The sequence below is a fragment of the Enterobacter sp. MGH 33 genome (assembly GCF_000534535.1).
GTDB lineage: Bacteria > Pseudomonadota > Gammaproteobacteria > Enterobacterales > Enterobacteriaceae > Enterobacter > Enterobacter hormaechei_C.
This window is the reverse complement of the sequence record NZ_KI973212.1, coordinates 3,641,376-3,654,893: the sequence shown is the minus strand read 5'-3', so window position 1 is coordinate 3,654,893 and position 13,518 is coordinate 3,641,376. Positions and strand designations below refer to the sequence as shown.

Sequence of the window (13,518 nt, the reverse complement as noted above, 5' to 3'; positions counted from 1 at the left end):
CTCAGGAGCCGTTTTGACATTTTTAAAAACGCTGCGAAAGCGACGTTATTTTGAATTTTATGAGGCTTCAAACATGGTACCTGTGGTCGCGCTTGTCGGGCGCCCTAACGTTGGAAAATCCACTCTTTTTAACCGTTTAACACGCACCCGTGATGCGCTGGTTGCGGATTTCCCGGGGCTGACGCGTGACCGTAAGTACGGTCGTGCAGAGGTGGAAGGACGCGAGTTCATCTGTATCGATACCGGGGGTATTGACGGTACGGAAGACGGCGTAGAAACCCGCATGGCAGAGCAATCTCTGCTGGCTATCGAAGAAGCGGATGTGGTTCTGTTTATGGTGGATGCTCGCGCTGGCCTGATGCCCGCGGATTCTGCTATCGCTAAACATCTGCGTTCACGCGAAAAGCCAACCTTCCTGGTGGCGAACAAAACTGACGGCATCGATGCCGATCAGGCTGTTGCGGATTTCTGGTCTTTAGGCCTGGGCGATATTTATCCTATCGCGGCCTCGCATGGTCGTGGCGTTACCAGCCTGCTGGAAACCGTTCTGCTGCCGTGGGTGGATGAAGTGAACCCGCCGGAAGAGGTGGACGAGGACGCTGAATACTGGGCGCAGTTTGAAGCCGGAGAGGAAGGCGAGGAAGAGCCGGAAGACGACTTCAACCCGCAGGATCTGCCTATCAAGCTGGCTATCGTGGGTCGCCCAAACGTAGGTAAGTCTACGCTTACTAACCGTATTCTCGGTGAAGAGCGCGTGGTGGTTTACGACATGCCAGGCACAACGCGTGACAGCATTTACATTCCAATGCAGCGCGATGAACGTGAGTACGTACTTATCGACACCGCAGGGGTGCGTAAGCGTGGGAAAATCACCGATGTGGTGGAAAAATTCTCGGTGATCAAAACCCTTCAGGCGATTGAAGACGCCAACGTGGTGCTGCTGGTCATCGACGCACGTGAAGGTATCTCCGATCAGGATCTCTCTCTGCTCGGCTTTATCCTCAATAGTGGGCGCTCGCTGGTTATCGTCGTCAACAAGTGGGACGGTTTGAGCAATGAAGTGCGCGAGCAGGTGAAAGAGACGCTGGACTTCCGTCTGGGCTTTATCGACTTTGCCCGCGTTCACTTCATCTCTGCCCTGCACGGGAGTGGTGTTGGCAACCTGTTCGAATCCGTTCGTGAAGCCTATGACAGCTCTACCCGCCGTCAGAGCACGGCGATGCTGACCCGTATCATGAACATGGCTGCTGAAGACCACCAACCGCCGCTGGTGCGTGGTCGTCGCGTGAAGCTGAAATATGCTCACGCCGGGGGGTATAACCCGCCTATCGTGGTGATCCACGGTAACCAGGTGAAGGATCTGCCGGACTCCTACAAACGCTACCTGATGAACTACTTCCGCAAGTCGCTGGACGTGATGGGTACGCCTATCCGTATTCAGTTCAAGGAAGGGGAGAACCCGTTTGCGAATAAACGCAACACCCTGACGCCGAACCAGATGCGTAAGCGTAAGCGTTTGATTAAGCACATTAAGAAAAGCAAATAATTCTTACCGAACTCACTAAAACCCGCGCCTGTCGCGGGTTTTTTTCGCCCATTCAAAAGGCCTGCCTTCCCTGTGTGATGTCAATCACTATTCGCTTTTAACCATGTTTATATCTAAGAAAGTAGACAATCATCGAATTTTCGTCTTAAAGTCCAGGGTTCGGTACTAGACAAAACTAGCGCCTGGTTATCAAATGGTTAACCAACATTTCGCCGCATGTAAAAAATCGATCGGATACGTAACCGTTCGGCGTACATGCTGGTGTTTACAAGCACGACACATACCTTTTCGGGAGAATTATGCAATCCTCTGTTAATCAAAAAGAGAGCCGAACCTTCTTCGGCCATCCTTATCCGCTCGGTTCGCTGTTCTTCACCGAGATGTGGGAGCGTTTTTCGTTTTACGGTATTCGCCCGCTACTGATTCTGTTTATGGCCGCCACCGTCTATGACGGCGGGATGGGCCTGGCGCGTGAAAACGCCTCGGCGATTGTCGGCATCTTTGCCGGCACCATGTACCTCGCTGCGCTGCCGGGCGGCTGGCTGGCGGATAACTGGCTCGGCCAGCAGCGGGCTGTCTGGTACGGTTCGATTTTGATTGCGCTCGGGCACCTGTCGATCGCCCTGTCGGCCATCATGGGCGACAACCTGTTCTTCATCGGCCTGATGTTTATCGTGCTCGGCTCCGGCCTGTTCAAGACCTGTATCTCGGTCATGGTCGGCACCCTGTATAAAAAAGGCGATGCGCGTCGTGACGGCGGTTTCTCGCTGTTCTATATGGGCATCAACATGGGCTCGTTCATTGCCCCTCTGATTTCCGGCTGGCTGATTAAAACCCACGGCTGGCACTGGGGCTTTGGTATCGGTGGTATCGGGATGCTGGTCGCCCTGATTATCTTCCGCGTGTTTGCCGTTCCGGCCATGAAGCGCTACGACAGTGAAGTCGGTCTGGACTCCACCTGGAACAGTCCGGTAGTGAAACGTAACGGCGTGGGTGCCTGGCTGCTGGCGCTGGCTGTGGGTGTTGCAATCATCGTAACGTTGATTGCCCAGGGCGTGATTGTGATTAATCCGGTCGCGGTCGCCAGCGTGTTGGTGTATGTGATTGCCGCCTCCGTCGCGCTCTACTTCATCTATCTGTTCATCTTCGCCGGGCTGAATCGCAAAGAGCGCGCAAGGCTGCTGGTGTGCTTTATTCTGCTGGTCTCCGCCGCGTTCTTCTGGTCCGCGTTCGAGCAGAAGCCAACCTCCTTCAACCTGTTCGCCAACGACTACACTAACCGCATGATCGGTGATTTTGAGATCCCGGCGGTGTGGTTCCAGTCGATCAATGCCCTGTTCATCATTCTGCTGGCCCCGGTATTTAGCTGGGCATGGCCGAAGCTGGCGAGCAAAAACATTCGTCCGAGCAGCATCACCAAGTTCGTGATCGGCATTCTGTGCGCGGCGGCGGGCTTTGGCCTGATGATGCTGGCGGCGCAGAACGTGCTGAGCAACGGTGGGGCAGGGGTTTCTCCGTTCTGGCTGGTGGGCAGTATCCTGATGCTGACGCTCGGGGAACTGTGCCTGAGTCCGATTGGTCTGGCGACCATGACCCTGCTGGCGCCGGAGAGAATGCGCGGCCAGATGATGGGCCTGTGGTTCTGCGCCAGTGCGCTGGGTAACCTGGCTGCGGGGCTGATTGGTGGTCACGTGAAGGCCGACCAGCTGGATATGCTGCCAGACCTCTTTGCCCGTTGCTCCATTGCGCTGCTGATTTGTGCTGCGGTGCTGATCGTCCTCATTGTTCCGGTGCGCCGCATGCTGGAAAATGCGCAGACTAAACCGGCCGCTAACGCCTGATAAACCTCGACCTTGCCGGGGTGGCGTTATGCCCCGGCAATTGACTTAACGAGGTAAGAACATGCTGTTAGGGTTTGTTGGGCTTGGTGCTGTGGTTGAAACGGCTTACTTACCGGCAATACGAAATCTTTTTCCTGATACTCCGCGCTGTTTAGGTTTTGATATTCATCCCGAGAAGCAGCCTGAAGGGGTCACACGTTGCGCGTCGCTCGGTGAACTTCTTTCCCACCCGCTGGATACCCTGTTTATCACCACTTCCTCCCTGTACCATCTCGAGGTGCTTGAGCAGGCGCTGGCCTCACCCGCGTCGCGTATTGTGGTAGAAAAACCGATTGTCGCCACGCTGCCCCAAATTGAAAAACTGAAAGCGCTGCTGGCTCAACCGGGAGCCGCCGACCGCGTGCTGGCGCTCGATCACTGGATGGCGCGTCTCGATAGCGTAAAGCAATCACTGGTCGCTCATGTTTCTGACATCGTCAAAATCGAAGGTTTTTTGCAGGAGCCAAGCGGGTATAACGCCGAAGGAGAGCCCATTGCGCTCAACTTCGCCACCGGCGAGCCAGACGCGCGAACGCTTCGCCATCCAGATGGTGTGATTCTGGATATCGGTACGCACGTGCTGGCGATGCTGCGTGAAACGGTGCTTTACCTGGGCGGCAGTGACGATATGACGTTGCAGGTGGTGACAGCAAAAGACCGCCTGGGCCGCGAAATCGCAACGGGCGATCTGACCACGGCGGAAGGCGAGGCGCATTTGCAGGGAAGCATCAGCGGCGTGCCGGTGGACATCTGGCTTAACAAATACGCGGGACCTGCGGGCGGGCAAAAGGGATTACGCTTCCATTTGCGCGACGGGCGTATCGTCAGCCACGACCGACGCGGCGCAGAAGATGTGCTGGAGCTGATTAAGGGTAAAGAAATTCAGCGCTGGCATATTCCCGGTACGATCTACGAGCATTGCCTTGCGGAGCATATTCTGGGGGCAAAAAGTCTCTTTGAACGGGATCCGCACCAGGTGAGCCGCACGACGCGCCGCAGGGTCGAGGAGGTGACGCTGCTGCTGACCTTACAGCAACAGTTGCGTGGCCCGCACTGAACGCGACGTGGTAAAATTATCGCAGACCTGAACGCTTTGAAGGAGTCACCATGACGATTACCTGCCCGGATTGCCAGACACCGCTGGAGCCCCTGAACGGGGTAGCGCACTGCGAAAGTTGTAATAAAGATATCGCGCTCGAAGCCCGCTGCCCGGAGTGTCATCAGCCACTCCAGGTACTAAAAGCCTGCGGTGCGGTGGACTATTTTTGCCAGAACGGCCACGGTCTTATCTCTAAAAAACGCGTGGAGTTTGTTCGGGCCGAAGGTTAATCGCACACGCAGCCTTCACCTTTCTGCCACAGTTCCACCAGCGACTCGGGTGCTTCCTGCTCGGGTACCAGCACTATGATATCGGCGTAGTGCGCCTGATTTTGGCCGGTCCAGATAATCTGGATGCGGAAATAGCGCTGGTCACCGCTGCCGGGGGAAGAGGCTTGCCCGGGCGGCTGGCCGCGCGGGAAAGCCTGCTCAAGAATGCTCACCAGGCGCTGGCGCTGGGCCTCATTAAGCGAGGAGAGCGCAATGGTGCGCTGGCCGCTCAGTTTAGGGATAAAGGCGACGCCGCCTTCCCGGGCCAGCTCAACCACGGCGTCATCCGTCAGTTCCGGAACCTGCATTTACAGCACTCCTACCTGTTCCCAGGCTTGTTTTATAGCCGCCCCAACGTCGCTACCGGAGCGTTTCTCGCCGTGCGCGATCGTCAGTTTTGCGAAAGCGTCAAAATCCGCATCCTGCGCTAGGTTGCGATCGCAAACCGTGTCGTACCAGGCATAACCCGCTTTTTCCCAGGCGTAGCCACCGATCGCCGTTGCGGCCAGGTAAAACGCGCGGTTGGGGATGCCGGAGTTAAGATGCACGCCGCCGTTATCCTCGCGCGTTTTGATGAAATCTTTCATGTGCGCGGGCTGCGGGTCTTTGCCGAGCAGCGGATCGTCGTAGGCGGTACCGGGTTCAGACATGGAACGTAGCCCTTTGCCGTTAATCCCCGCTGCCAGCAGCCCTTCACCAATCAGCCAGTCTGCTTTATCGGCGGTTTGCTTCAGATGATACTGCTTCACCAGCGAGCCAAACACGTCGGATAACGACTCGTTCAGCGCGCCCGACTGTTCAAAATAAATCAGCCCGGCTTCGGTCTCGGTCACGCCGTGGCTCAGCTCATGCGCCACCACGTCGATGGCAATGGTGAAGCGGTTGAAGATTTCTCCGTCACCGTCGCCAAAGACCATCTGCTGGCCGTTCCAGAAGGCGTTCTGATATTCCCGACCATAATGCACGGTGCCGGTGAGGATCAGTCCTTTGTTATCGAGTGAATCGCGCTGATATTCTTTCCAGAAGAAATCATGGGTGATACCCAGATAATCGTACGCTTCATCCACCGCCACATCGCCGTTGGAGGGCTGGCCTTCATAGCGCACCTGGGTACCCGGCAGCTCCTGGGTCTGTTTCGCATCGTAGATGTCACGCTCAAGCTGACCGGCTTTATTAACATGCGGGGCGGCGGGTTTGCCCGGCATATGGGCCATCAGCGTCTGGACGTGGGTTAAGGTCTGACGGGCGCAGCGCTGCTGCGGCTCAGAACCGCTTTCGATAATACGGCGAAGAATATACGGAGGGATGACGCTATGAAAATGGGGCATGCTGCTCTCCTTATTAAAAAAGGCAATAGCAGCAGTATAGTTTGTAACCGGCGAAGATTTATCCGCTTTTACGCTGGCGCGTTTTTTTCACCGGTTTGATCTCTTTCACCTCACTCTCGACCCAGCCGTCAGAAAGCCGGGTGGTGAGCACATCCCCGGCTTTAACCTGTTTCGTTTGTTTCAGCACTTTGCCGTCCGTCGCGGTGGTCACACTATAGCCGCGAGCCAGCGTGGAGAGCGGGCTGACGGCTTCCAGATGGGTGACCGCATTGCCGAAACGCTCGCGCGTGGTGCTCAGGCGTGAGCGGATATTTTCCGCGAGGCGGAACTCAAGCTGCTGGATACGCGTTTGTGCGCGATAAATCTTCGGCTGCGGGTTTTGCTGGTTCAGACGCTGCGTGACGCGCTGCTGGCGAGATACCGCCCGCTTAAGCTGGTTATCCAGCGCGAAGTTCATCCGCTGACGCAGACGTTCCAGCACGGTTTGCTGACGCGCCAGACGCAATTGCGGATGCTGCTGTTGCAGACGATGGTGAAGCTGGGTAAAGCGGCGGGTACGGTTGGCGAGGAAGTAGTCCATCGCCATCTCCAGGCGCTGCTGCCCGTTCTGGATCTGACGCAGCAGCTCCAGCTGGTTACGGCTGACTACCTCTGCCGCCGCGGACGGCGTGGGCGCGCGTAAATCCGCGACAAAATCCGCAATCGTTACATCCGTTTCGTGGCCGACGGCGCTTACCACCGGGATAAGGCTGGCAAAGATTGCCCGCGCCACGCGCTCGTCGTTAAAGCTCCAAAGGTCTTCCAGCGAGCCGCCGCCGCGCCCAACGATTAATACATCACACTCCTGACGGGCATTTGCCAGTTCAATCGCGCGCACGATCTGCCCCGGCGCATCGTCACCCTGAACGGCAGTTGGGTAAATAATGACGGGCAGGGAAGGGTCACGGCGCTTCAGGACGTGCAAAATATCGTGCAGGGCCGCACCGGTTTTCGAGGTAATGACCCCAACGCAGTGAGCGGGTGAGGGCAGGGGCTTTTTAAACTGCTGGTCGAACAATCCCTCAGCCGAAAGCATGGCTTTGAGCTGCTCGTACTTCTGTTGCAGCAAGCCTTCGCCCGCGGGCTGCATGCTCTCGACGATAATCTGATAATCGCCGCGCGGCTCATACAGGGTAATGTTGGCGCGAACCAGAACCTGCTGGCCATGCTGAGGACGGAACGTCACGCGACGGTTGCTGTTGCGGAACATCGCGCAGCGCACCTGAGCGGTGTCGTCTTTCAGCGTAAAGTACCAGTGACCGGAAGCAGGCTGCGTGAAGTTAGAGATTTCACCGCTGATCCAGACCTGTCCCATTTCCTGCTCAAGCAGCAAACGTACCGTCTGATTAAGGCGGCTGACAGTATAAATTGAGGGGGATTGAGAGGATAACATGTGAGCGGGATCAAATTCTAAATCAGCAAGTTATTCAGTCGATAGTAACCTGCTGAGAGGTGAGCGCAAGCATTTTTTTCAAAAAAGTGTGGATGCAATCGGTTACGCTCTGTATAATGCCACGGCAATATTTAACCACCCAGGTCAGAGATATTGCCCATGCTACGTATCGCTAAAGAAGCACTGACGTTTGACGACGTCCTCCTCGTTCCCGCTCACTCCACCGTTCTGCCGAATACTGCCGACCTCAGCACGCAGTTGACGAAAACCATTCGTCTGAACATTCCTATGCTCTCCGCAGCAATGGACACCGTGACTGAAGCGCGTCTGGCTATCGCCCTGGCACAGGAAGGCGGCATTGGCTTTATCCACAAAAACATGTCTATCGAGCGTCAGGCGGAAGAAGTTCGCCGCGTGAAGAAGCATGAATCCGGTATCGTGTCCGATCCTCAGACCGTTCTGCCAACCACCACGCTGCACGAAGTGAAAGCCCTGACCGAGCGTAACGGCTTTGCAGGCTATCCGGTAGTCACTGAAGACAACGAACTGGTGGGTATCATTACCGGTCGTGACGTGCGTTTCGTGACTGACCTGAACCAGCCTGTCAGCGTCTACATGACGCCAAAAGAGCGTCTGGTGACCGTGCGTGAAGGCGAAACCCGCGACGTGGTGCTGGCGAAAATGCACGAAAAACGCGTTGAGAAAGCGCTGGTTGTGGACGCGAACTTCCACCTGCGCGGCATGATCACCGTTAAAGATTTCCAGAAAGCAGAACGTAAACCGAACGCCTGTAAAGACGAGCATGGCCGTCTGCGCGTCGGCGCTGCGGTTGGCGCAGGTGCGGGTAACGAAGAGCGCGTTGACGCGCTGGTTGCTGCGGGCGTTGACGTGCTGCTGATTGACTCCTCCCACGGCCACTCCGAAGGCGTTCTGCAACGTATTCGTGAAACCCGTGCTAAATACCCGGATCTCCAGATCATCGGCGGTAACGTGGCAACCGGCGCAGGCGCTCGCGCGCTGGCGGAAGCGGGTTGCAGCGCGGTGAAAGTGGGTATCGGTCCTGGCTCTATCTGTACCACCCGTATCGTCACCGGCGTAGGCGTGCCGCAGATCACGGCGGTTTCTGACGCGGTTGAAGCGCTGGAAGGTACCGGTATTCCGGTAATCGCGGACGGCGGTATCCGTTTCTCTGGCGACATCGCCAAAGCGATCGCCGCAGGTGCCGCAGCCGTGATGGTGGGCTCCATGCTGGCCGGTACCGAAGAATCCCCGGGTGAAATCGAACTCTACCAGGGGCGTTCTTATAAATCCTACCGCGGTATGGGCTCCCTGGGCGCGATGTCTAAAGGTTCCTCTGACCGTTACTTCCAGACCGATAACGCCGCAGACAAACTGGTGCCGGAAGGTATCGAAGGCCGTGTGGCGTATAAAGGCCGCCTGAAAGAGATCATTCACCAGCAGATGGGCGGCCTGCGCTCCTGTATGGGTCTGACCGGCTGTGGTACCATTGACCTGCTGCGTACCAAAGCGGAATTCGTACGCATCAGCGGTGCGGGTATCCAGGAGAGCCACGTTCACGACGTGACGATCACCAAAGAGTCCCCGAACTACCGTCTGGGCTCCTGATAAATTTCCGCGCCCGGCTCAATGCCGGGCGCTTTGTTTTGTTTCACTTGCCTCGGAATTAGCGTCAATGACGGAAAACATTCATAAACATCGCATTCTCATCCTGGACTTTGGTTCTCAGTACACTCAGCTGGTGGCGCGCCGCGTGCGTGAGCTGGGCGTTTACTGTGAGCTGTGGGCGTGGGATGTCACGGAAGCACAGATTCGCGAGTTCAATCCAAGCGGCATCATCCTGTCCGGCGGCCCGGAAAGCACCACCGAAGAGAACAGCCCGCGTGCGCCGCAGTACGTGTTCGAAGCGGGCGTACCGGTGTTCGGCGTTTGCTACGGCATGCAGACCATGGCGATGCAGCTGGGCGGCCACGTAGAAGGCTCTAACGAGCGTGAGTTTGGCTACGCACAGGTTGAAGTCGTCACCGACAGCGCGCTGGTTCGCGGTATCGAAGACTCCCTGACCGCAGACGGCAAACCGCTGCTGGACGTGTGGATGAGCCACGGCGACAAAGTCACCGCTATCCCGTCCGACTTCGTGACCGTTGCCAGCACTGAAAGCTGCCCGTTCGCCATCATGGCGAACGAAGAAAAACGCTTCTACGGCGTGCAGTTCCACCCGGAAGTGACCCACACCCGTCAGGGTATGCGCATGCTGGAGCGCTTCGTGCGTGACATCTGCCAGTGTGAAGCCCTGTGGACCCCGGCAAAAATCATCGACGATGCCGTGGAGCGTATCCGCCAGCAGGTTGGTGATGACAAAGTGATCCTCGGCCTCTCCGGCGGTGTGGACTCCTCCGTGACCGCGATGCTGCTGCACCGCGCCATCGGCAAAAACCTGACCTGCGTCTTCGTGGACAATGGTCTGCTGCGTCTGAACGAAGCCCAGCAGGTAATGGACATGTTCGGTGACCACTTCGGTCTGAACATCGTTCACGTGGAAGGCGAGCAGCGCTTCCTGGACGCGCTGAAAGGCGAGAACGATCCGGAAGCGAAACGTAAAATCATCGGTCGCGTGTTCGTGGAAGTGTTCGACGAAGAAGCGCTGAAGCTGGAAGATGTGAAATGGCTGGCGCAGGGCACCATCTACCCTGACGTGATCGAGTCTGCGGCCTCCGCCACCGGTAAAGCGCACGTCATCAAATCTCACCACAACGTGGGCGGCCTGCCGAAAGAGATGAAGATGGGCCTGGTTGAACCGCTGCGTGAGCTGTTCAAAGACGAAGTGCGTAAGATCGGCCTGGAGCTGGGTCTGCCGTACGACATGCTCTACCGTCACCCGTTCCCGGGCCCGGGTCTCGGCGTGCGCGTGCTGGGCGAAGTGAAGAAAGAGTACTGCGACCTGCTGCGTCGCGCGGACGCGATCTTCATCGAAGAGCTGCACAAAGCTGACCTGTACAACAAAGTGAGCCAGGCGTTCACCGTGTTCCTGCCGGTTCGCTCGGTCGGCGTGATGGGCGATGGCCGTAAGTACGACTGGGTTGTTTCCCTGCGTGCGGTGGAAACCATCGACTTCATGACCGCGCACTGGGCGCACCTGCCGTATGACTTCTTAGGCCGCGTGTCTAACCGCATCATCAACGAAGTGAACGGCATTTCCCGCGTGGTGTATGACATCAGCGGCAAGCCACCTGCTACGATTGAGTGGGAATAATCTCCCCCTGAATTAACACCCAAACCCTCTGCCTGTGCAGGGGGTTTTTTATTTCCTCACTTCCCTTCACCCAACCTATACGCCAGGGCCACTACCAGCGACTGCACCAGGCACAGCGTTGCCGACTGAGACCGAAACGCATCCACCTGCGCCTCTTTCACCACAAAGCAAAGATCGCTAAACGTCGCCAGGGGGCTTATCTGGCTGTCCGTAATCACGATCTGCCGCGCGCCGACGCTGGCGGCAGTTTCACTGACCATCACTGTCTCTTCGGCGTACGGCGAGAAGCTGATCGACACCACAATGTCGCGCGCTTTAATGCGGCTGATCTGTTCGCGCAGCATTCCGCCCATGCCGTCGAGCAGAATAGGGCGGCACTCCAGATGACTCAGGGCATAGGTCAGGTAAGCCGCGACGCTAAAGGAGCGGCGCAGTCCGGCGATGTAGATGGTGTCGGCGTCAGCCAGCAGCTGCACTGCGCGCTCCAGCATTTCCGGTTCCGCGCGGGCGGCCAGCTGCTGGAGCGCCTGCGCGTTCGAGCGGGCGAACTCGTGCAGAATATCGAGCGGCGTCTCCGGCACGGCCTCGCTCTCCATTTCACGGAACAGCCGCGCACGGTCGCTGTAGCTGGCGGTCTCTTCCACCAGGTTCATGCGAAACAGCTGTTTCATTTCATTAAAGCCGGTGAAGTCAAAGGCGTTGGCGAAGCGGATCAGCGTCGAGGGCGGCACGTCGGCGCGCTCGGCAATAACGGCAACCGTATCAAAGGCCACGCTGTTGGTGTTATCCAGTACATAGCGGGAGACCTGCTGCAACCTCTTACTCAGGTTATCGTATCGCTCGCGGATTTGCTGCTGCAGTTCGTTCAGGCTGGTTGCTGTCGTCATCTTATCCCCCAAATACAGTCTCATGATTCTAAACGCAAAACCGCGTCTTTTAAATGTCGGCCATCCATCTGGCAGCAAAAATGAAACAGAAACTTCAGTCATTTCCTCGCCCGAAATTTCTTAATAGCGCACGCTGAGCCAGTGTTACTGGCTGTAAACATAAAAATCCATCCTTGATCACAATAATCATTATTTATTTTATTTCAACTTAAAATGGAACGTTTGTTTCATATATAGTGTTTGTACACAGTGTTCAGTCAACAGTCACGTATCAACAGCGAGAGGTTAAGGATGGAGACGGTAGCGAATTTTATTCACGGCGAATGTGTCACCGGTTCAGGCCAGCGCGTTCAGGCGATCTTCAACCCAGCCACGGGCGAGCAGATTCGCCAGGTGGTAATGAGTACGGCGCAGGAAACCGGGCAGGCGATTGCCGCCGCGCAGCAGGCGTTTCCTGCGTGGGCGCGCCAGGCTCCGCTTAAGCGCGCGCGCGTGATGTTCCGCTTCAAGTCGCTGCTGGAGGAGAACATGACGCGCCTGGCCCGCATCATCAGCGAAGAGCACGGCAAGGTCTTCTCCGACGCGGTGGGCGAATTGACCCGTGGCCTGGAAGTGGTGGAATTTGCCTGCGGCATTCCGCATTTGCAAAAGGGTGAGCACTCTGCGAACGTCGGCACCGGCGTCGACAGCCACTCGCTGATGCAGCCGCTCGGGGTTTGCGTTGGGATCACACCGTTTAACTTCCCGGCGATGGTGCCGATGTGGATGTTCCCGATTGCGCTGGCGACAGGGAATACCTTCGTGCTGAAACCCTCGGAAAAAGATCCTTCTCTCGCGCTCGCGCTGGCGCAGCTCCTGAAAGAGGCCGGCCTGCCGGATGGCGTCTTCAACGTGGTGCAGGGTGACAAAGAGTCCGTTGACGTGCTACTGACCGATCCGCGCGTGCAGGCGGTGAGCTTTGTTGGCTCTACGCCGATTGCGGAATACATTTACCAGACCGCGTCCGCCCACGGTAAGCGCTGTCAGGCGCTGGGCGGCGCGAAAAACCACTGCATTCTCATGCCGGATGCCGACATGGAGATGGCGACCAACGCCATCATGGGCGCGGCCTACGGCGCGGCGGGCGAACGCTGCATGGCGCTCTCAGTGGTGCTGGCGGTGGGGGATAAAACCGCCGATGACCTCTGCGCCCGGCTGGAAAAACAGATTGCCGCGCTGCGCGTCGGGCCGGGCCTGGACCCGTCGCCGGAAAACGAAATGGGGCCGCTCATCTCCTCCGCGCACCGCAGCAAGGTGCTGGGCTACATCGACAGCGGGGAAGCGCAGGGAGCGAAACTTCGCGTGGACGGTCGTGGCTTCAGCGTGAAGGGCCACGAGCAGGGCTACTTCGTCGGGCCGACGCTGTTCGATACCGTCACCCCGGAGATGACCATCTATAAAGAAGAAATTTTTGGCCCGGTGCTTTCTGTGGTTCGCGTAGCAGATTACAGCAGCGCGGTGGACCTGATTAATCGCCACGAATATGGTAATGGTACGGCGATTTTCACCCGTGATGGCGGCTGCGCCCGCCGCTTCTGCGAGGAGGTGCAGGCGGGCATGGTGGGCGTCAACGTGCCGATTCCGGTGCCGATGGCATTTCACAGTTTCGGTGGCTGGAAGCGTTCCATCTTCGGTGCGCTCAACGTCCATGGTAACGACGGCGTGCGTTTCTACACCCGAATGAAAACCATCACCGCGCGCTGGCCGGAAATGCAGCAGGAGACAGGCGCTGCGTTCTCCATGCCGACGCTGGGCTGACAGGAGGTG

The 13,518-nt window shown here is 57.3% G+C and carries 11 protein-coding genes; 7 read left to right on the top strand and 4 right to left on the bottom strand.

All coding sequences use genetic code 11. From position 1 onward, the window contains the following. Positions 1 to 73 precede the first annotated feature (73 nt). The 4 genes from der to L379_RS07095 all read left to right on the top strand — a co-directional run bounded on the left by der (position 74) and on the right by L379_RS07095 (position 4,755). A complete protein-coding gene (der, locus tag L379_RS07080; RefSeq protein ID WP_022648998.1) occupies positions 74 to 1,546 on the top strand; it encodes a ribosome biogenesis GTPase Der in 1,473 nt (490 codons plus the stop codon). A 299-nt stretch (positions 1,547 to 1,845) separates the two neighbouring features. After that, on the top strand, positions 1,846 to 3,387 hold the full coding sequence (locus tag L379_RS07085; protein ID WP_015572174.1) for a peptide MFS transporter: 1,542 nt from the start codon (positions 1,846 to 1,848) through the stop codon (positions 3,385 to 3,387). 61 nt (positions 3,388 to 3,448) lie between these two features. Further along, positions 3,449 to 4,483 (top strand): Gfo/Idh/MocA family oxidoreductase, encoded by a 1,035-nt coding sequence (locus L379_RS07090; RefSeq protein WP_032102799.1) that lies wholly within the window; start codon positions 3,449 to 3,451, stop codon positions 4,481 to 4,483. Positions 4,484 to 4,533: 50 nt separating this feature from the next. After that, positions 4,534 to 4,755 (top strand): zinc ribbon domain-containing protein, encoded by a 222-nt coding sequence (locus tag L379_RS07095; protein ID WP_015572176.1) that lies wholly within the window; start codon positions 4,534 to 4,536, stop codon positions 4,753 to 4,755. On the opposite strand, the gene L379_RS07100 is transcribed toward L379_RS07095, so the two are convergent. Genes L379_RS07100 through xseA form a run of 3 tightly spaced genes read right to left on the bottom strand, consistent with a single transcriptional unit; the run spans position 4,752 to position 7,554 of the window. Beyond that, positions 4,752 to 5,102 carry a protealysin inhibitor emfourin gene (locus L379_RS07100; RefSeq protein ID WP_006811517.1) on the bottom strand — a complete coding sequence of 117 codons (351 nt, stop codon included), beginning with the start codon at positions 5,100 to 5,102 and terminating at the stop codon, positions 4,752 to 4,754. The genes L379_RS07095 and L379_RS07100 overlap by 4 nt on opposite strands. After that, positions 5,103 to 6,122 (bottom strand): M4 family metallopeptidase, encoded by a 1,020-nt coding sequence (locus L379_RS07105; RefSeq protein ID WP_032654468.1) that lies wholly within the window; start codon positions 6,120 to 6,122, stop codon positions 5,103 to 5,105. It abuts the gene before it with no gap. 58 nt (positions 6,123 to 6,180) lie between these two features. Next, complete coding sequence (gene xseA, locus L379_RS07110; RefSeq protein WP_032654466.1) at positions 6,181 to 7,554, bottom strand: exodeoxyribonuclease VII large subunit; 1,374 nt, start codon at positions 7,552 to 7,554, stop codon at positions 6,181 to 6,183. Between the two features lie 159 nt (positions 7,555 to 7,713). Here xseA and guaB point away from each other — a divergent pair, with 159 nt between their 5' ends. Together guaB and guaA are read left to right on the top strand one after the other, a co-directional pair. Next, complete coding sequence (guaB, locus tag L379_RS07115) at positions 7,714 to 9,180, top strand: IMP dehydrogenase (RefSeq protein WP_003860601.1); 1,467 nt, start codon at positions 7,714 to 7,716, stop codon at positions 9,178 to 9,180. Between the two features lie 67 nt (positions 9,181 to 9,247). Beyond that, positions 9,248 to 10,825, top strand: coding sequence for a glutamine-hydrolyzing GMP synthase (guaA, locus tag L379_RS07120; protein ID WP_006811514.1), 1,578 nt, complete (start codon positions 9,248 to 9,250; stop codon positions 10,823 to 10,825). Positions 10,826 to 10,881: 56 nt separating this feature from the next. On the opposite strand, the gene L379_RS07125 is transcribed toward guaA, so the two are convergent. Beyond that, a complete protein-coding gene (locus L379_RS07125) occupies positions 10,882 to 11,712 on the bottom strand; it encodes a MurR/RpiR family transcriptional regulator (protein WP_032654464.1) in 831 nt (276 codons plus the stop codon). A 291-nt stretch (positions 11,713 to 12,003) separates the two neighbouring features. Here L379_RS07125 and L379_RS07130 point away from each other — a divergent pair, with 291 nt between their 5' ends. Beyond that, on the top strand, positions 12,004 to 13,509 hold the full coding sequence (locus tag L379_RS07130; protein WP_032654462.1) for a CoA-acylating methylmalonate-semialdehyde dehydrogenase: 1,506 nt from the start codon (positions 12,004 to 12,006) through the stop codon (positions 13,507 to 13,509). Positions 13,510 to 13,518 lie beyond the last annotated feature (9 nt).

Excerpts from the sequence above, each read along its gene's own strand:
- L379_RS07095 (WP_015572176.1), top strand. The coding sequence starts at position 4,534 with ATGACGATTACCTGCCCGGATTGCCAGACACCGCTGGAGCCCCTGAAC.
- L379_RS07085 (WP_015572174.1), top strand. The coding sequence starts at position 1,846 with ATGCAATCCTCTGTTAATCAAAAAGAGAGCCGAACCTTCTTCGGCCAT.
- L379_RS07125 (WP_032654464.1), bottom strand. The coding sequence starts at position 11,712 with ATGACGACAGCAACCAGCCTGAACGAACTGCAGCAGCAAATCCGCGAG.
- L379_RS07100 (WP_006811517.1), bottom strand. The coding sequence starts at position 5,102 with ATGCAGGTTCCGGAACTGACGGATGACGCCGTGGTTGAGCTGGCCCGG.
- L379_RS07105 (WP_032654468.1), bottom strand. The coding sequence starts at position 6,122 with ATGCCCCATTTTCATAGCGTCATCCCTCCGTATATTCTTCGCCGTATT.
- L379_RS07090 (WP_032102799.1), top strand. The coding sequence starts at position 3,449 with ATGCTGTTAGGGTTTGTTGGGCTTGGTGCTGTGGTTGAAACGGCTTAC.
- guaB (WP_003860601.1), top strand. The coding sequence starts at position 7,714 with ATGCTACGTATCGCTAAAGAAGCACTGACGTTTGACGACGTCCTCCTC.
- xseA (WP_032654466.1), bottom strand. The coding sequence starts at position 7,554 with ATGTTATCCTCTCAATCCCCCTCAATTTATACTGTCAGCCGCCTTAAT.
- guaA (WP_006811514.1), top strand. The coding sequence starts at position 9,248 with ATGACGGAAAACATTCATAAACATCGCATTCTCATCCTGGACTTTGGT.
- der (WP_022648998.1), top strand. The coding sequence starts at position 74 with ATGGTACCTGTGGTCGCGCTTGTCGGGCGCCCTAACGTTGGAAAATCC.
- L379_RS07130 (WP_032654462.1), top strand. The coding sequence starts at position 12,004 with ATGGAGACGGTAGCGAATTTTATTCACGGCGAATGTGTCACCGGTTCA.